Source organism: Pseudomonas sp. FDAARGOS_380, assembly GCF_002591235.1.
GTDB classification, from domain to species: Bacteria; Pseudomonadota; Gammaproteobacteria; order Pseudomonadales; family Pseudomonadaceae; genus Aquipseudomonas; species Aquipseudomonas salmasensis.
Genome location: NZ_CP023969.1, coordinates 923,837 through 940,665 on the forward strand (window position 1 = coordinate 923,837; position 16,829 = coordinate 940,665).

At 61.6% G+C, this 16,829-nt stretch carries 17 protein-coding genes; 14 read left to right on the top strand and 3 right to left on the bottom strand.

What is annotated here, in order from left to right; all coding sequences use genetic code 11:
• The first annotated feature begins 40 nt into the window (after positions 1–40).
• Positions 41–1,201 carry a Do family serine endopeptidase AlgW gene (gene algW / locus CRN80_RS04505; RefSeq protein ID WP_003188388.1) on the top strand — a complete coding sequence of 387 codons (1,161 nt, stop codon included), beginning with the start codon at positions 41–43 and terminating at the stop codon, positions 1,199–1,201.
• 112 nt (positions 1,202–1,313) lie between these two features.
• On the top strand, positions 1,314–3,407 hold the full coding sequence (locus CRN80_RS04510; RefSeq protein ID WP_098949617.1) for a TonB-dependent siderophore receptor: 2,094 nt from the start codon (positions 1,314–1,316) through the stop codon (positions 3,405–3,407).
• Between the two features lie 609 nt (positions 3,408–4,016).
• On the opposite strand, the gene hemH is transcribed toward CRN80_RS04510, so the two are convergent.
• Together hemH and CRN80_RS04525 are read right to left on the bottom strand one after the other, a co-directional pair.
• Complete coding sequence (hemH, locus tag CRN80_RS04520; protein WP_032893644.1) at positions 4,017–5,042, bottom strand: ferrochelatase; 1,026 nt, start codon at positions 5,040–5,042, stop codon at positions 4,017–4,019.
• Between the two features lie 14 nt (positions 5,043–5,056).
• Positions 5,057–5,956 carry a TIGR01777 family oxidoreductase gene (locus CRN80_RS04525; RefSeq protein WP_032893645.1) on the bottom strand — a complete coding sequence of 300 codons (900 nt, stop codon included), beginning with the start codon at positions 5,954–5,956 and terminating at the stop codon, positions 5,057–5,059.
• Positions 5,957–6,168: 212 nt separating this feature from the next.
• Between CRN80_RS04525 and CRN80_RS04530 the strand changes: the two genes are divergently transcribed.
• The 12 genes from CRN80_RS04530 (at position 6,169) to CRN80_RS04585 (ending at position 16,158) form a co-directional block, all read left to right on the top strand.
• A complete protein-coding gene (locus tag CRN80_RS04530) occupies positions 6,169–7,155 on the top strand; it encodes an NAD(P)/FAD-dependent oxidoreductase (RefSeq protein ID WP_014716849.1) in 987 nt (328 codons plus the stop codon).
• Positions 7,152–7,367: a TIGR02450 family Trp-rich protein gene (locus CRN80_RS04535; RefSeq protein ID WP_044271430.1), complete on the top strand. Its 216-nt coding sequence runs from the start codon at positions 7,152–7,154 to the stop codon at positions 7,365–7,367. The genes CRN80_RS04530 and CRN80_RS04535 overlap by 4 nt, the downstream gene beginning before the upstream one ends.
• Before the next feature lie 112 nt (positions 7,368–7,479).
• Positions 7,480–8,439 (top strand): DUF523 and DUF1722 domain-containing protein, encoded by a 960-nt coding sequence (locus CRN80_RS04540; RefSeq protein WP_098949618.1) that lies wholly within the window; start codon positions 7,480–7,482, stop codon positions 8,437–8,439.
• A 3-nt stretch (positions 8,440–8,442) separates the two neighbouring features.
• Positions 8,443–9,372: a MerR family transcriptional regulator gene (locus CRN80_RS04545; protein WP_098949619.1), complete on the top strand. Its 930-nt coding sequence runs from the start codon at positions 8,443–8,445 to the stop codon at positions 9,370–9,372.
• Positions 9,373–10,815, top strand: a complete 1,443-nt coding sequence (gene phrB / locus CRN80_RS04550; protein ID WP_098949620.1) for a deoxyribodipyrimidine photo-lyase — start codon at positions 9,373–9,375, stop codon at positions 10,813–10,815.
• Positions 10,808–11,230: a nuclear transport factor 2 family protein gene (locus tag CRN80_RS04555; RefSeq protein WP_098949621.1), complete on the top strand. Its 423-nt coding sequence runs from the start codon at positions 10,808–10,810 to the stop codon at positions 11,228–11,230. The genes phrB and CRN80_RS04555 overlap by 8 nt, the downstream gene beginning before the upstream one ends.
• Complete coding sequence (locus CRN80_RS04560) at positions 11,227–12,009, top strand: SDR family oxidoreductase (protein WP_032893651.1); 783 nt, start codon at positions 11,227–11,229, stop codon at positions 12,007–12,009. The genes CRN80_RS04555 and CRN80_RS04560 overlap by 4 nt, the downstream gene beginning before the upstream one ends.
• The gene (locus CRN80_RS04565; RefSeq protein WP_032893652.1) at positions 12,006–13,253 is read left to right on the top strand and encodes an NAD(P)/FAD-dependent oxidoreductase; all 1,248 of its coding nucleotides are present in this window, start codon (positions 12,006–12,008) and stop codon (positions 13,251–13,253) included. The genes CRN80_RS04560 and CRN80_RS04565 overlap by 4 nt, the downstream gene beginning before the upstream one ends.
• Entirely contained in the window at positions 13,250–14,059 is an 810-nt protein-coding gene (locus tag CRN80_RS04570; RefSeq protein ID WP_098949622.1) for a DUF1365 domain-containing protein, read from the top strand. The genes CRN80_RS04565 and CRN80_RS04570 overlap by 4 nt, the downstream gene beginning before the upstream one ends.
• Positions 14,046–15,317 (top strand): cyclopropane-fatty-acyl-phospholipid synthase family protein, encoded by a 1,272-nt coding sequence (locus CRN80_RS04575; RefSeq protein WP_020302482.1) that lies wholly within the window; start codon positions 14,046–14,048, stop codon positions 15,315–15,317. The genes CRN80_RS04570 and CRN80_RS04575 overlap by 14 nt, the downstream gene beginning before the upstream one ends.
• Entirely contained in the window at positions 15,310–15,801 is a 492-nt protein-coding gene (locus CRN80_RS04580; RefSeq protein WP_098949623.1) for a DUF2878 domain-containing protein, read from the top strand. The genes CRN80_RS04575 and CRN80_RS04580 overlap by 8 nt, the downstream gene beginning before the upstream one ends.
• 54 nt (positions 15,802–15,855) lie before the next feature.
• Positions 15,856–16,158, top strand: coding sequence for a YkgJ family cysteine cluster protein (locus CRN80_RS04585; RefSeq protein ID WP_003188364.1), 303 nt, complete (start codon positions 15,856–15,858; stop codon positions 16,156–16,158).
• A 108-nt stretch (positions 16,159–16,266) separates the two neighbouring features.
• On the opposite strand, the gene CRN80_RS04590 is transcribed toward CRN80_RS04585, so the two are convergent.
• On the bottom strand, positions 16,267–16,785 hold the full coding sequence (locus CRN80_RS04590; RefSeq protein ID WP_014716838.1) for an acyloxyacyl hydrolase: 519 nt from the start codon (positions 16,783–16,785) through the stop codon (positions 16,267–16,269).
• Positions 16,786–16,829: the final 44 nt, after the last annotated feature.

Below are 16,829 nucleotides of genomic sequence, written 5' to 3' on the forward strand. Positions count from 1 at the left end.
GGCGCTCTCCCGCCCCCTGCAACCTGTCAGGACTTACTTGATGCTCAAGGCACTGCGTTTTTTTGGATGGCCATTGTTGGCTGGCGTGCTGATCGCGATGCTGATTATCCAGCGTTATCCCCAGTGGGTGGGCCTGCCCACACTGGATGTGAACCTGCAACAGGCACCGCAGACCAACACGGTGGTGCAGGGTCCGGTGACCTATGCCGATGCTGTGGTCATCGCCGCTCCGGCGGTGGTCAACCTGTACACCACCAAGGTCATCAACAAACCCGCGCATCCGTTGTTTGAAGACCCGCAATTTCGCCGCTATTTCGGTGACAACGGCCCCAAGCAGCGCCGTATGGAATCCAGCCTCGGCTCCGGTGTGATCATGAGCCCTGAAGGCTACATCCTCACCAATAACCACGTGACCACTGGCGCTGACCAGATCGTGGTGGCCCTGCGTGACGGCCGCGAAACACTGGCCCGCGTGGTGGGTAGCGACCCGGAAACGGATCTGGCGGTACTCAAGATTGATCTGAAGAACCTGCCGGCCATCACCCTCGGCCGCTCCGACGGTTTGCGCGTGGGCGATGTGGCGCTGGCCATCGGCAACCCGTTCGGGGTGGGCCAGACGGTGACCATGGGCATCATCAGCGCCACCGGGCGCAACCAGCTGGGCCTTAACAGCTACGAAGATTTCATCCAGACCGACGCGGCGATCAACCCTGGCAACTCCGGCGGTGCGCTGGTGGACGCCAATGGCAACCTGACCGGCATCAACACCGCGATTTTTTCCAAGTCCGGCGGTTCACAGGGCATTGGTTTTGCGATCCCGGTGAAGCTGGCGATGGAAGTGATGAAGTCGATCATCGAACACGGCCAGGTGATTCGTGGCTGGCTGGGCATTGAAGTACAGCCCTTGACCAAGGAACTGGCAGAGTCATTTGGCCTGACCGGACGTCCAGGCATCGTGGTAGCGGGGATTTTCCGCGACGGCCCGGCGCAGAAAGCCGGCCTGCAGCTGGGCGATGTGATCCTCAGCATCGACGGCGCGCCAGCGGGTGATGGGCGCAAGTCGATGAACCAGGTGGCGCGGATCAAGCCAACCGACAAGGTGGCGATCCTGGTGATGCGCAACGGCAAGGAGATCAAACTGTCGGCAGAAATCGGTCTGCGCCCACCACCGGCGACCGCGCCGGTGAAAGAAGAGCAATAACCGTCGCGACCCAAGCGCCCGTTCGCGGGCGCTTGTAAGGCCATATTTCTTAGCGATTCATTCTCATTAGTCATGTTATATTGTTTCAATATCGCTATTGGAACGCTCTATCATGTCGTCTCGAAAGTTTGTGCCCTTGGCCGGCCTGGCCCTGGGTTTGCTGCTCGACCCTGCCTACGCCGAAGAAAACACCCTGGAACTGGACACCATCAGCGTCACCTCCGACGCCTATGAATCCGCCACCGGCCCAGTCGACGGCTACCGTGCCACCCGCTCTGCCAGTGCGACCAAGACCGACACGGCTTTGCGCGACATCCCACAATCCATCAGCGTGATTCCGGCCACGGTGCTCAAGGACTTGGGCAGTACCAGCGTGGAGCGCGCCCTGGAATTTGCCGGCGGTGTGTCCAAGCAAAACAACTTCGGCGGCCTGACCCTCTACGAATACAGCGTGCGCGGCTTCACCACGTCCGAGTTCTACCAGGATGGTTTCAGCGCCAACCGTGGTTACCCCAGCACCCCGGACGCAGCGAATATCGAGCGCATCGAAGTGCTCAAGGGCCCCGCCGCCAGCCTCTATGGGCGTGGCGATCCCGGCGGCACGGTGAATATCGTCACCAAGAAACCCCAGCCCGAGGCCTTCACCACGCTGCAGACCAGTGCCGGCAGTTGGGACCGCTACCGCACCGCGCTGGATGTGAATACGCCGCTGGACAGCGAGGGGCGCGTGCTGACGCGAGTGAATCTGGCCGTTGAAGACAACCACAGCTTTCGCGATCACGTCGACGCCAAGCGCGTGTTCGTCGCGCCCTCTTTCAGTTGGCAGTTAGACCCGGACACCACCCTGCTGGTGGAAAGCGAGTTCGTGCGCCACAGTTCCACCTTCGACCGAGGCATCGTCGCCAATACCGGCATGTCCCATTCCACCTTCCTCGGCGAGCCCAACGACGGCAATATCCGCAACCACAACAACCGCATCCAGGCGGCATTGGAACACCACCTCAACGACGCCTGGAAACTGCGCCTGGCCAGCCATTACAAGCAAGGCAGCCTGTGGGGCGATGCGTCGGAAAGCCGTGCGCTGAACCCAGACGGCCACAGCGTCAACCGCCGCTACCGTGAACGCTCCACCGGTTGGCACGACAGCATCACCCAGCTGGAACTGCGCGGGGTGTTCGATATCGGCAGTTGGCAACACGAACTGTTGATTGGTACCGAATACGAGGATTACCGCAAGAAAGAGCGCGTGACGGCGATCGCTGGCGACTACCCCATCGACATCTACAAGCCGGTGTACGGCCAGCCCAAACCCAACGGCACACGCTCCGGCACCGACGTCTTCGAACAGACCAAAAGCCACGCATTGAACCTGCAGGACCAGATCATCTTCACCGACCGCCTGCGCGGCATGATCGGTGCGCGCTTCGAGCATTTCGAACAAAGCACCGACGACTTCACCCGCAACCACGCCAAGAGCCGCCAAACCCACGACGCCTTCACCCAGCGCGCCGGCCTGCTCTACCAGCTCACGCCAGAAGTCGGCGTATTTGCCAACGCCTCCACCTCGTTCAAGCCCAATAGCGGCCTGGATGCTGGCGGCAAGTCCTTCAAGCCCGAAGAAGGCGTGGGTTACGAGGTGGGAATCAAAAGCGAGCTGTTTGACGACCGCCTCAGCGCCACGCTTGCGGCCTTTCATATCGAAAAGGAAAACGTGCTGACCCTCGACCCGGCGACCAACCTCAACCGCGCCATGGGCAAGGCCCGTAGCCAGGGGTTCGACCTGCAAGTAACCGGGCAAGTGACCGATGCCGTACGCGTGATCGGCGCCTTGGCCTACATCGACGCCGAAGTGACCAAGGGCGACAAAACCATTCCTACGGGCAGCCGCATCCTCGGCGTGGCCAAGCGCAGCGGCAGTGTGTTGGGCGTGTATGAATTCCAGGACGGCGCACTGCGTGGCTCAGACCTGGGCGCAGCGTTCACCTATGTGGGTGACCGCTCAGGCGAAGCCGGCACAGGCTTCGAACTGCCCGCCTACCACACCGTGGATTTGCTGGCCCATTACAAGGCCACGCAGAACGTGACGGTGGGGCTGAACCTCAACAACCTGTTCAATGAAAAGTATTACGAGCGGTCTTATAGCAACTATTGGGTCAACCCCGGCGAGCCGCGCAACTTCACGGTTAGCCTGACCCTTAATCTGTAAATACAGTCAAATGGTGGGAGCTGGCTTGCCTGCGATGACCATAGATATCGACACAACGCTGTCGCAATCAACGGTAACCACGATGCGAAGCGAGCCGCTCTTGATCTTGATCTGCTTTTGATCTCAGGCGCCCCGTCAAACCACGCTGGCCGAACGCAGGCTTGAATTCGTGGGTAACCCGGCAGGACGCCGGGTTAGCCGCCCCGCGCCATGGATGGCGCGTGGCGGCGGCCCACGGATTCAAGCCTGCGTTCGGGCACACCGAGCCTAGGCGAGGTGCCGAGTGGTGGGGCGAGGACCTTTTGGTTACTTTTGGGTCCTTCCAAAAGTGACCCGCTGTCAGAGCGGAACCCTAAGCAGCCGTTACCGCAGCAATGGATATGTACACAATCCAACTGTGTTGACTGCCAGGCCGCCTTCGCGAGCAAGCCCGCTCCCACAGTAGGATCGTTGGGGTGTCAGGTAGCTGGGCGTCGGCTGTCAGGCCGCCATCGCAGGCAAGCCAGCTCCCACGGTTGGATCGTTGGGGTGCCAGGTAGATGGGCGTCGGCTGGCAGGCCGCCATCGCAGGCAAGCCAGCTCCCACAGTTGGCTCACCCCAGGCCTCGATTACAAGGCAACCGGCGCCCGTTCGCACAGGGTATTAAGCGCCGCCGCCCACTGCGGCTCATCATTCAGGCAAGGCACCAACACCAACTCCTCGCCCCCCGCTTCACGAAATTGCTCACGACCGCGATCACCAATTTCCTCCAACGTCTCAATGCAATCGGCGACAAACGCCGGGCACATCACCAACAGCTTCTTCACGCCTTGCTGGGCCAATGCCTCAAGGCGCGCCTCGGTGTAGGGTTCGATCCACTTGGCCCGACCCAGGCGAGACTGGAACGCCACCGACCACTTACCCTCCGGCAAACCCAACCGCGCGGCCACGTCCCGCGCCACGCTGAAGCACTGCGCGCGATAACAAGTGGCAAGCACCTCGGGGGATGCATTCTTGCAGCAATCGGCGTCCTTGAAGCAGTGCTGGCCCGTGGGGTCGAGCTTGGTCAGGTGACGCTCAGGCAAACCATGGAAACTGAGCAGCAAGTGATCGTAATCCTGCTCCACATAAGCGCGCACACTCGCCGCCAGCGCATCCAGGTACTCAGGCTGATCGTAGAACGGTTGCAGGATCGAAAACTGCACATTCAGTCGTTTGTCGCGCACCACTCGCTTGGCTTCCTCTATCACCGTGGTCACGGTGCTGTCGGCAAACTGCGGGTACAACGGCGCCAATGTGATTTTTTGAATACCCTGGGCGGCCAGGCGTGTCAGGGCCGTTTCCAGGGACGGCTCGCCGTAACGCATCGCCAGTTCCACCGGGCCCTGGGTCCACTGCGCGGTCATTTGCTGTTGCAGGCGGCGGCTTAAAACTACCAGCGGCGAACCCTCGTCCCACCAAATCGATGCATAGGCATGGGCCGATTGCTCGGGGCGCTTGATCAGGATCAGCGACACCAGCAAGCGCCGCACCGGCCACGGCAGGTCGATCACATAAGGGTCCATCAGGAACTGATTGAGGTAGCTGCGCACATCGGCCACTGAAGTGGACTTTGGCGAACCCAGGTTGACCAGTAACAACGCGTGATCGGTCATGCAACATCCTATCTTTAGAGGCGGCTGGACAAGTCGTCCAGAGCCGCACGCAACTCAGTGAACTGGAAAGTGAAACCTGCGGCCTGCAGCCGTTCAGGCAAAGCCTTTTGCCCGCCCAGCAACAAGCCGGACAACTCACCCAGGCCAACCTTCAACGCAAATGCCGGCATCGGCATGAACGCCGGGCGGTGCAGCACCTGGCCCAGGGTCTTGGCAAATTCGCGGTTGCGCACCGGGTGTGGCGCGCAGGCATTATAAGGACCGTTGGCGTCTTGCTTGTGCAGAAGAAAATCAATCAGGGCGATTTGATCCTTGATATGCACCCAGGGCATCCACTGCCGCCCGTTGCCAATCGGCCCGCCCAGCGCCAGTTTGAACGGCAGCAGCAGGCGCGACAAAAAGCCGCCCTCGGCAGACAGCACCAACCCCGTACGCACCAGCACCACACGAATGCCCAAGGCTTCGGCACGCTGGGCAGTTTCCTCCCAGGCGATACACAACTGGCTGGGGAAATCATCCTGCACCGGGCCGCTGGCTTCGGTCAGTTCGCGCTCGCCGCCGTCGCCGTACCAGCCCACCGCAGAACCGGAGATCAGCACCGCCGGTTTTTGCTCCAGGCTTTCCATCCAGGCCAGCAAGGTTTCGGTGAGGTGAATGCGACTGTTCCACAGCAATGCCTTGCGCTTGTGGGTCCAAGGCCGGTCGGCGATAGGCGCGCCTGCCAGGTTGACTACCGCGTCCACCGCGCCAATCACCTCTTGCAAACGCGCCACCCCGAGCACCTGTGCACCACACAGCTGGGCGACCGTTTCCGGTTGCCGGCTCCATACGGTCAGGCGATGCCCTTGTGCGAGCCAGTGCTTGCAGAGTTGGCGACCGATCAAGCCAGTACCGCCGGTCAGCAAAATATGCATGGGACTCTCCTCATGTAACGTTCGCCGCCGCTCACTGGTCTATTTTATAAGCAGGGATCAATTTGATATTTGAGCGTGACGGGGGTTTAAGCCTTAGCTTAACCATAGGTCACGCCACACAATCAGGCACGCCAAAACTTATACCAAAAAACAATATTGTACAGCTATTGGTGTCGGCGTAGTCTGTACCCAACGGTAAAACGAGGCCTCCCATGACTGTCCCCATCGCGATCATTGGTACCGGCATCGCCGGTCTCTCCGCCGCCCGAGCGTTACAAGACGCCGGGCACGCAGTACAACTTTTCGATAAAAGCCGCGGCAGCGGTGGCCGCATGTCCAGCAAGCGCAGCGACGCCGGCGCGCTGGACATGGGCGCCCAATACTTCACCGCCCGCGACCGGCGCTTCGTCAACGAAGTGCAGCGCTGGCAGAGCAACGGCTGGGCTGAGCAATGGAAGCCGCAGTTGTATAACTTCAAGTCCGGGCAACTGACGCCCTCCCCCGATGAGCAGATCCGCTGGGTGGGCACGCCGCGCATGAGCGCCATCACCCGCGCACTGCTCGACGACTTGCCAGTGGAGTTCGGTTGCCGCATCACCGAAGTCTTCCAGGGTACGCAGCACTGGAACCTGCTGGACGCGGACGGCGGCAATCACGGCCCCTTCAGTCACGTGATCATTGCCACGCCGGCTCCGCAAGCCACCGCCCTGCTGGCCGCTGCGCCCAAGCTGGCGAGCGCCGCCGCCGGGGTGAAAATGGACCCGACCTGGGCCATCGCCCTGGCGTTCGACAAGCCCCTGGATACGCCGATGGAGGGCTGCTTCGTGCAAGACAGCCCCCTCGACTGGCTGGCGCGCAACCGCAGTAAACCCGGGCGCGACACCACCCTCGACACCTGGGTACTGCACGCCACCAGCGCCTGGAGCAAGGCCCACCTGGACCTGCCCAAGGAAGCAGTGATCGAACACCTGCACGGCGCCTTTGCCGAATTGCTGCACAGCGCCATGCCCGCGCCGTCGTTCAGCCTGGCGCATCGCTGGCTCTACGCACGCCCCTCCAGCAGCCATGAGTTCGGTGTGCTGGCCGACGCCGACCTGGGCTTGTTCGTCTGCGGCGACTGGTGCCTGTCCGGTCGGGTGGAAGGTGCCTGGCTCAGTGGCCAGGAAGCCGCGCGACGCTTGATCGAGCACCTGCAATGAACCGCATCAACCCCGCCAAACTGCTGCTGTCAAAATGGACGGCAGCCCATCCGCGCCACAAGGAAAAACACTTCCTGGTCACCGAGTTGTTCCGTGACGACGAGGGCACGGTGCTGGACATCGAACTGCAAGCCGTCCTCACCCGGCGCGCCGAACGCCTGCCCTGGGAGACGTTGAAAAACGCTGAAGACTGGAAAATCGGCTGGAAATAACGCACCCGCACAAACCTGTACAAATTATTTGACTTGTACAACATCGAGCCTATGATGAGATTTAGTTGTACAAGCTTTGTGGCTTGTACAGGATTCTTGCAGAGGTTTGCTTATGTCCAGCCACGTGAAACCGAAGATCGCCATCAGCGCCTGCCTTCTGGGTGAGAACGTGCGCTTCAACGGCGGGCATAAGCAGTCCCTGCTGTGCAGCCAGACCCTCAGTGAATATTTCGATTTTGTCCCACTGTGCCCTGAAGTTGCCATCGGCCTGGGCATTCCTCGGCAAGCGATCCGCCTGGTCGGGGACCCTGACCATCCGCAGGCCGTGGGCAGCGTAAACCCTGCGCTCAATGTCACGCAGCCACTGGACGATTACGGCCAGCAAATGGCCCGGGAACACACCGACCTGTGCGGCTACATCTTCATGCAGAAGTCACCGTCCTGCGGCCTGGAGCGGGTCAAGGTGTACCGCGACAACGGCACGCCCGTTGACGGTGGCGGGCGCGGCATTTACGCCCAGGCGTTTTGTGCTCGCCACCCCAACCTGCCGGTGGAAGAAGACGGTCGCCTGAACGACCCGGTGCTGCGGGAAAACTTCCTTACCCGCGTATTCGTGTACGCCAGTTGGCAGCAACTGCTGGCCGACGGCCTCACCCGTCACCGCTTGCTGACGTTTCACTCGCGCTACAAGTACCTGCTGATGGCCCACAGCCCGGCACATTACAAAAGCCTGGGCCACTTGCTCGGCAGCATGGGCAAGGGCATTGACCTGCAAGCGTTGGCCGACGGCTATTTCAGCGAACTGATGGCGGGCCTGAAAAAATGCGCGACGCGCGGCACCCATACCAATGTGCTGCAACACATCAGTGGCTACCTCAAGCAGGCCATCAGTGCCGATGACAAACAGGAAATGCAGACCGTTATCGGCCAATACCGCCACGGCATCGTGCCGCTGGTGGTGCCGCTGACCCTGCTCAAGCACCACTTTCGCCAACACCCGGACCGCTACATCGCGCAGCAGGCCTACCTGCAACCGCACCCGGAAAACCTCAGCCTGCGTAATGCGATCTAACCCATGAAACCTGCCCTGCTCGACGAACCCGGCGAAGACCTCGCCCTGGCCCTGGAAAACGGCTGGTTGCCGATCCGCGAAGTGGCGCGCCAGACCGGCGTGAACGCGGTGACGCTGCGTGCATGGGAGCGCCGCTATGGCCTCATCGTGCCCCAGCGCACACCCAAAGGGCATCGGTTGTTCAGCGCCGAACATGTGCAACGCATCCAGGCCATCCTCACCTGGCTCAATCGCGGCGTGCCGGTCAGCCAGGTCAAGGGGCTGATCGACTCCGCCCAAGGCAACCCGGAGCCGATGGAAAACGAGTGGCAGAGCCTGCGCCAGCACTTGGTGAGTGCCATCAGTGAACTGGCCGAGCGCCGGGTCGATGACGCGTTCAACCAGGCCATGGCGCTCTACCCGCCGCGCACCTTGTGCGAGCAATTGATGCTGCCGCTGCTCAACGAGCTGGAACAGCGCTGGCAGGGCCAGTTCGGCGCGCAGATGGAGCGGGTGTTTTTCCTGTCCTGGTTGCGCAGCAAGTTCGGCGCACGGATCTATCACAACAATCGTCAACTCCACGGCGCGCCGCTGTTGCTGGTCAATCATTCCGACCTGCCCCTGGAACCGCACCTGTGGCTCAGCGCCTGGCTGGCCAGCAGTGCCGATTGCCCGGTGGAAGTGTTCGATTGGCCGCTGCCGGTCGGCGAACTCGCCCTGGCGGTGGAACACCTGCAACCGCGTGCGGTGCTGCTGTATTCGAGCAAGGCCCTGCAGGTGCCGGCACTCAGCAAACTGTTGGGCGGCATTAGTTGCCCAACCGTGATTGCCGGACCAACGGTGTGCATCCACCACGCCGAGTTGGGCGTATTAACCCAGGACATCCCTGAGTTGTCCGTGGCCGAGGACCTGTTGTCAGCCCATCAATTATTGATCCAGCGTGGAATTGTCTAAATGCATCTGATCTGGCTGCGCACCGACTTGCGCCTGCACGACAACACTGCCCTGGCTGCCGCGTGCCAGCGCGGCCCCGTCGCGGCTGTTTACCTGATCACGCCCGAGCAATGGCAGGCGCATGATGACGCGCCGTGCAAAGTCGACTTCTGGCTGCGCAACTTGCAGCACCTGAGCCAGGCGCTGGGCAACCTCAACATCCCGCTGTTAATCCGCCACGCTGCGACCTGGGACCAGGCGCCGACGGTGCTGAGTCAACTGTGCCGCGAGCTGTCGGTGGAGTCGGTACACGTCAACGAGGAATACGGCATTCACGAGAGCCGCCGCGACAGCGCCGTGGCCCAGGCCCTGGAAGCGGACGGTGTGACCTTCCACAGCTACCTGGACCAACTGTTTTTCCAGCCGGGCAGCGTGCTGACCAAGACCGGCACCTACTTCCAGGTGTTCAGCCAGTTCCGCAAGGTCTGCTACAGCCGCCTGCACAGCGCCCTGCCCCGCGTGGTGCCGACGCCAAAAGCCCAGGCCGAACTTGGCGTGAAGAGCGACCCTGTGCCGACAGCAGTCGAAGGGTTCCCGACACCCAGCGAAACCTTGCGTGCCCTCTGGCCAGCGGGTGAAGACGAAGCGCGCCGTCGCCTCGATGCCTTCGCCGATCAGCAGATCAGCTATTACAAGGATGAACGCGACTTCCCGGCCAAGCCCGGCACCAGTCAGCTTTCTGCCTACCTGGCCGCCGGTGTGGTTTCGCCGCGCCAGTGCTTGCACGCCGCGCTGCAAACCAACCAGGGCGAGTTCGAAAGCGGCGACATCGGCGCCATCACCTGGATCAACGAGCTGCTGTGGCGCGAGTTCTATAAACACATTCTGGTGGGCTACCCTCGGGTTTCCCGCCACCGCGCGTTTCGCCCCGAAACCGAAGCGCTGGCCTGGCGCAAGGCGCCCGAGGACCTGGCCGCCTGGCAACAGGCGCGCACCGGTTTGCCGATCATCGACGCGGCCATGCGCCAACTGCTGGAAACCGGCTGGATGCATAACCGCCTGCGCATGGTGGTGGCGATGTTCCTGACAAAGAACCTGCTGATCGACTGGCGCGAAGGTGAGCGCTTCTTTATGCGCCACCTGATCGACGGCGACCTGGCAGCCAACAACGGCGGCTGGCAGTGGAGCTCGTCCACCGGCACCGACTCGGCGCCGTATTTCCGGATATTCAGCCCACTGAGCCAATCGGAAAAATTCGACGGCGACGGCGTGTTCATCAAACGCTGGCTCCCGGAGCTGGCCGCACTGAATAAAAAACAAGTGCACAACCCCGAAGCGGCTGGCGGCCTGCTCGGCGTGGCAGATTACCCGCGTGCCATCGTCGATTTGAAACAGTCCCGCGAGCGCGCCTTGGCCGCTTTTCGCCGGCTGCCTTCGCGACAGGAGATGGCCGAACATGAGTGACTTCCTGCGCCAGTTCGCCCACACCTTCGCCACACTGGACAAGCACAACCTGCACCTGCTTGGCAGCCTGTACAGCGAGGACATCGCCTTTGCCGATCCCCTGCATGAAGTCCAGGGCCTGCCCGCATTGCGGCGCTACTTTGCCGACTTGTACAGCAACGTCAGCCAGCTGGATTTTGACTTCCACGGCTTCGATGCAGTGGCCGAAGGCGAAGGCTACCTGCGCTGGACTATGCGTTTTCGTCACCCACGCCTGGCCGGCGGCCAGGTGATCGAGGTGCCAGGCTGTTCCCATTTGATGTGGCACGACACGGTTTACCGCCATCGCGACTATTTCGATGCCGGCGCCCTGCTCTATGAACATGTCCCCCTACTGGGTCGCGTTATTCGTTGGCTGAAAAGGAGAATGGGATGAGCCTTACACCGCCCCGTCGTTACTGGCTGACCGGCGCCAGCAGTGGTATCGGTGCCGCGCTGGCCGTGGAGTTGCTCGACAGCGGCGCCCACGTGGCCCTCAGTTCCCGCACCCAAGGCCCACTGGATGCCCTAGCCCTTCGTTATCCAGGCCAGGTGCTGGTGGTGGCCGGCGACCTGACCAACAGCCAGACCGTGCGCGAGATCGGTGAGCGTATCAGCGAGGTCTGGGGTTCACTGGACACCGTGATCCTCAACGCCGGCACTTGCGAATACGTGGACGCCCGGCAATTTGACGCCTCGATCATCGAGCACGTGGTGCGCACCAACCTGCTGGCCAGCAGTTATTGCATCGAGGCCGCGCTGCCGCTGTTGCGCGCCGGGCGTACCCCGCATCTGGTGGGCGTGGCCAGCGCCGTGACCTACCTGCCCATGCCCCGCGCCGAAGCCTACGGCGCGTCCAAGGCCGGCCTGCGTTACTTGTTCGAATCCCTGCGTATCGGCCTGTCGCCGGAAAACATCGACGTCACCGTGATCAGCCCGGGCTTTGTCGACACGCCGCTGACCGAACGCAATGATTTCCCCATGCCCTTGAGCTGGCCGGCCGACAAAGCGGCGAAACACATCTTCGCCAAGCTGGAAAAACGCCCGCTGGAAATCGCCTTTCCGGCCATGTTCATTGCCACCTTGTGGCCGCTGTCGAAGCTGCCCAACCGCGCGCAACTGATCATCGGCAAACGCATGCTGCGCAGCCCGCCACCGAAGAAGGACGACCTGTGAAGATCGCCATTATCGGCAGCGGCATCGCCGGGCTGACCAGCGCCTACCTGCTCAGCCGTCGCCACGACATTACGCTGTTCGAGGCCAGTGACTGCATTGGCGGGCATACCCATACGGCCAACGTGACGGTCGACGGCAAAAGCTATGCGGTGGACACGGGTTTCATTGTGTTCAACGACTGGACCTACCCGAACTTCATCCGCCTGCTGGAGCAAATCGGGGTCAAGTTCAAACCCACCGAGATGAGCTTTTCGGTGTGCGACCAAAGCACCGGCTTTGAGTACAACGGCAACAACCTCAACAGCCTGTTTGCCCAGCGCCGCAATATTCTGTCGCCGGGGTTCTGGGGCATGCTGCGCGATATCCTGCGCTTCAATCGCCAGGCGCCGCTGGACTTGCAGGAGCAGCGCATCAGCGCCGACATGACCCTGGGCGATTACCTCACCGCTGGCGGCTATGGCCCCAGGTTTATCCGGCATTACATCGTGCCGATGGGCGCGGCCATCTGGTCGATGTCCCTGGCCGATATGCTCAAGTTCCCCCTGCAATTTTTTGTGCGTTTCTTCAAGAACCACGGCTTGCTCTCGGTGAGCAACCGTCCGCAATGGTGCGTGATCGAAGGCGGCTCCAGCCGTTATATCGAGCCGCTGACCCGCAGCTTTCGCGAACAGATACGGCTCAATTGCCCTGTGCATAAGGTGCAACGCACCGACGAGGGTGTGGTTATCCACAGCCCGGCCGGCAGCGAAACCTTTGATCGCGTGATATTCGCCTGCCACAGCGATCAGGCCCTGGCCTTGCTCGATGACCCCAGCCAGGCCGAACAGCAGATCCTCGGTGCCCTGCCCTACGCCGCCAACGACGTGGTGCTGCACACCGACACGCGCCTGCTGCCCGACCGCAAACTGGCCTGGGCCAGTTGGAACTACCGGCTGGCAGGCAACACGCAACAACAGGCCGCCGTCACCTATGACATGAACATCCTGCAAGGCATCGACAGCGCCACCACCTTTTGCGTCAGCCTCAACCAGACGCCGATGATCAACCCGCTGAAGATCCTGGCGCGCTACACCTACGCCCATCCGCAATACAGCCTGGCCGCAGTGGCGGCGCAGGCACGCTGGGAAGAATTGCACGGCGTGCGCAATACCTTTTACTGCGGGGCCTACTGGGCCAACGGCTTTCACGAAGATGGCGTGGTCAGTGCCCTGCGTGTGGCCCAGGCTTTTGGGGAAACCCTGTGAACAGCGCCCTGTACAGCGGCTGGATCGCCCATCGGCGGTTTATGCCCAGGGCCCACGCCTTTCGCTACCGCATCGGCCTGTTGTACCTGGACCTCAGCGAAGAGGATGAAGTACTGGGGCTCTCGCCGCTGGCCGGCACGGGGCGCCTGGCGCCCTTCGGTTTCCGCCAGCAGGATTACCTGCGTGAATTCACGCGCCACGGCATGAGCCTGAGCGATGCCGTGCGCCACGCAGTCGGCAAGGCCCTGGGGCAAACACCCCAGGGCGCTATCTGCCTGCTGACCCAGGCCCGCAGTTGGGGCCTGGCTTTTAACCCGGTGAGTTTCTTCTACTGCTTCGAGGCTGACGGGCAACTGGCCGCGATCCTGTGTGAAGTGACCAACACCCCATGGCGCGAGCGCTATCACTACGTGCTGCCCGCCCAGGCACTGGGCGCCGACGAGCACCAGCACTTCGCCGTGGCCAAGGCCTTCCATGTGTCGCCATTTTTGCCTCGCGACCTGGAATACCGCATGAGTTTCAGCCCGCCCGCCGCCCGGCTCGGCGTGCACATGGCCGATTGGCAGGGCACGCAAAAAGTCTTCGACGCCACCTTGAGCCTGGAAAAACAGGCACTGAGCCGCGCCAGCCTGCATCGCTATTTATGGCGCTTTCCCTGGATGACCGCCAAGACCGGCCTTGCGATCTACTGGCAAGCCTTGCGCCTGCTGCTCAAACGCACACCGATTTTTTCCCATCAGGGCGCCGATGGCGCCTCTCGCACCGCAGTCGGGTATACCAAGGATCGCCACCATGAAATCCCCTAGCTTATCGGTCAAGGCTAACCGCCTGAACGTCAACGGCATGACCGCTGCGCTGTTGCGCAAAGGCGTGTTGCGCCAGCTCAGCCAATTGCGCCATGGCCAGTTGGTGATCATCGAGGATGGCGAGCGGCAAGTCTTCGGCGCACGGGAAGCGCACCTGCTGGGCGAGATCCAGATTCTCGACGCGGCGGTTTGGGGCCTGGTGGCCGCCAATGGCTCGATCGGCGCTGGCGAAGCGTTTATCCATGGTTATTGGACCAGCCCCGACCTCACCGCCGTGGTGCGGGTGATGGTCAGCAATCTGGAGGTGCTCGACGCCATGGAGGGTGGCCTCGCTCGCTTGGCCCGGCCGTTCACCCAGGGCCTGCACTGGCTCAACCGCAACACGCGCAAAGGCTCGCAAAAAAATATCGCCGCCCATTACGACCTGGGCAACGACCTGTTCGAAGAATTTCTCGACCCCACCATGATGTACTCGGCGGCGCAGTTCCTCACGCCTGATGACACCCTTGAGCAAGCCCAACTGAACAAGTTGGCGCGCATCTGCCAGAAACTGGCGCTCAAGCCCAGCGACCATCTGCTGGAGATCGGCACCGGCTGGGGCAGCATGGCGTTGTATGCCGCGCAGCACTACGGTTGCCGGGTCACCACTACGACCTTGTCCAAGGAACAGTTCGCCTACACCGCGCAGCGTATTGAGGCGCTGGGCCTGCAAGACCAAGTGACGGTGCTGCTGAGCGATTATCGCGACCTCACCGGTGAGTACGACAAACTGGTGTCGATCGAAATGATTGAAGCGGTGGGCCATCGTTTCCTGCCCACCTATTTCAAACAATGTGCCCAGTTGCTCAAGCCCGACGGCTTGATGCTGCTGCAAGCCATCACCATTCGTGAACAGCGCTTTGAACAGGCCAAGCGTAGCGTCGACTTTATCCAGCGCTACATCTTCCCCGGCGGCGCGCTGCCCTGTGTACAAAACATGCTGCAGATCGTCAGCCGCGACACCGACATGAACCTGCTGCACATGGAAGACTTCGGCCTGCACTACGCCCGCACCCTACGCCTGTGGCATGAAAACTTTCGCCGCGCCCATGGCCGTCTTGCGGAGCTGGGTTATGACGAATACTTCCTGCGCCTGTGGGAGTTTTACCTGTGCTACTGCGAAGGCGGCTTTATGGAGCGCACCATCGGCACCGCGCAATTGCTGCTGGCCAAACCGGCGGCCATCAATCCACCGCTGCTCGGGCGTTTCAGTGCTTAAATCCCTGGCCAACGCCGTGCTGTTTCAGTGCGGCTGGTTTGCCTGCGTGCTCGGTGGCGATAGCGGTTGGCTGCTGATCGGCATCGCGGCGCTGGGCGCGCAGCTGCTGTGGATAAGTTCCTGGGCCAGGGAGGGGCAAGTGATTCTGGCCGTGACGGTGCTGGGCACACTGGTCGATACGGCATTGCGTGGGCTTGGCGTGTTTGAGTTCAATACACCGGGGCCGCTGATTCCGCTGTGGCTGATACTGTTATGGGCCTTGCTGTCCACCACCTTGCGCCATTGCCTGGCCTGGAGCGCACAGCCCTGGTGGCTGGCCAGCCTGCTGGGCGCAGTGGGCGGGCCGTTGTCTTATTACGCCGGCAGCCAATTGGCGGGTGTGAGTTTTGGGTACGCCCCCCTCCCAACACTGATCGGCCTGGCGCTGTTATGGGCCATGCTCTTTCCGCTGTTGCACAGGATTGCGCAGAGGCTGGAGCATTGACGCCCGTCCGAGCATTCATACACGTCTAGCGCACTTGCCTTACACTGCGCGCCTATGACCAACATCCCTCACATTCAAATCACCGAACCCGTCACCTGCTCGACGTGCGCGGCCTGTTGCTGCCAGCTGGAAGTCATGCTGATCACCGACACTGGCGTGCCGCAACGTTTTATCGATACCGACGATTGGGGGGGTGAAGTGATGCTGCGCCTGGACGACGGCTGGTGCGCAGCGTTGGACCGCGACACGATGATGTGCACGATCTATGAGTTGCGGCCGTTGATTTGCCGGGAGTTCGAGATGGGGGCGCCGGAATGCCTTGAAGAACGCGAAGGGATTACCACGGCCTACCGCTGATGTTGTAGGAGCAAGCTTGCTCGCGAAAAACCTGAGAGCGCCGCGTTAAACCCGATTCGCTGCGTTATCGTTGAAGTTCTTCGCGAGCAAGCTCGCTCCTACAGTGCATTACAACGGCATGGTGTAGTGCAGCGAGTAGCTCTCTACCCCATCGTTATTGCTGCTGATGCCGGCGTTGGAATAGTGCGTGGCACGGATGCCCACTTCATGCCCGCCGTTGAACCGCAGGCCGAAACCCAGGCGGTCTTCGAACTGGAAAGACTGGCCAATGTTGTTGTCTTCCAGCCGAGTGCGGGAGAACAACGCCACGCCGATACCGGCTTCGATGTAGGGCTTGACCGACTCGCCGGCAAACTCATACACAAATACCGGCGAGAACGACAGGCTGCTGGCGCCTGCACGGTCATCCCCTTCCCAATAGGTATAGGCGCCGCTCCAGTAGCCGGTCAGTCGGCCGACATTGCTCTGCATCCAGCTTTTGTCCCAATCGGAGGTCAGGCCCAGGCGGTAGGTCAGCGTCGAATCGCTGGTGCTCCCCAAGCCGAACTCCAGGCCAGCGGCCTGGGCTGAAACAGAGTGTCCCAACATAGCGGCCGCAATCGCAGCCAAACAGAACAAGCGCTTCATGTGAAACATCCTTTGCAAACGGAATAATTGGGTTGTGTACAGGC

Coding starts and splice junctions, on each gene's coding strand:
- hemH (WP_032893644.1), bottom strand. CDS start 5,042: ATGACCGATCACGCGTTGTTACTGGTCAACCTGGGTTCGCCAAAGTCC.
- CRN80_RS04510 (WP_098949617.1), top strand. CDS start 1,314: ATGTCGTCTCGAAAGTTTGTGCCCTTGGCCGGCCTGGCCCTGGGTTTG.
- CRN80_RS04535 (WP_044271430.1), top strand. CDS start 7,152: ATGAACCGCATCAACCCCGCCAAACTGCTGCTGTCAAAATGGACGGCA.
- CRN80_RS04530 (WP_014716849.1), top strand. CDS start 6,169: ATGACTGTCCCCATCGCGATCATTGGTACCGGCATCGCCGGTCTCTCC.
- CRN80_RS04590 (WP_014716838.1), bottom strand. CDS start 16,785: ATGAAGCGCTTGTTCTGTTTGGCTGCGATTGCGGCCGCTATGTTGGGA.
- CRN80_RS04560 (WP_032893651.1), top strand. CDS start 11,227: ATGAGCCTTACACCGCCCCGTCGTTACTGGCTGACCGGCGCCAGCAGT.
- CRN80_RS04575 (WP_020302482.1), top strand. CDS start 14,046: ATGAAATCCCCTAGCTTATCGGTCAAGGCTAACCGCCTGAACGTCAAC.
- CRN80_RS04525 (WP_032893645.1), bottom strand. CDS start 5,956: ATGCATATTTTGCTGACCGGCGGTACTGGCTTGATCGGTCGCCAACTC.
- CRN80_RS04555 (WP_098949621.1), top strand. CDS start 10,808: ATGAGTGACTTCCTGCGCCAGTTCGCCCACACCTTCGCCACACTGGAC.
- CRN80_RS04540 (WP_098949618.1), top strand. CDS start 7,480: ATGTCCAGCCACGTGAAACCGAAGATCGCCATCAGCGCCTGCCTTCTG.
- algW (WP_003188388.1), top strand. CDS start 41: ATGCTCAAGGCACTGCGTTTTTTTGGATGGCCATTGTTGGCTGGCGTG.
- CRN80_RS04585 (WP_003188364.1), top strand. CDS start 15,856: ATGACCAACATCCCTCACATTCAAATCACCGAACCCGTCACCTGCTCG.
- CRN80_RS04545 (WP_098949619.1), top strand. CDS start 8,443: ATGAAACCTGCCCTGCTCGACGAACCCGGCGAAGACCTCGCCCTGGCC.
- phrB (WP_098949620.1), top strand. CDS start 9,373: ATGCATCTGATCTGGCTGCGCACCGACTTGCGCCTGCACGACAACACT.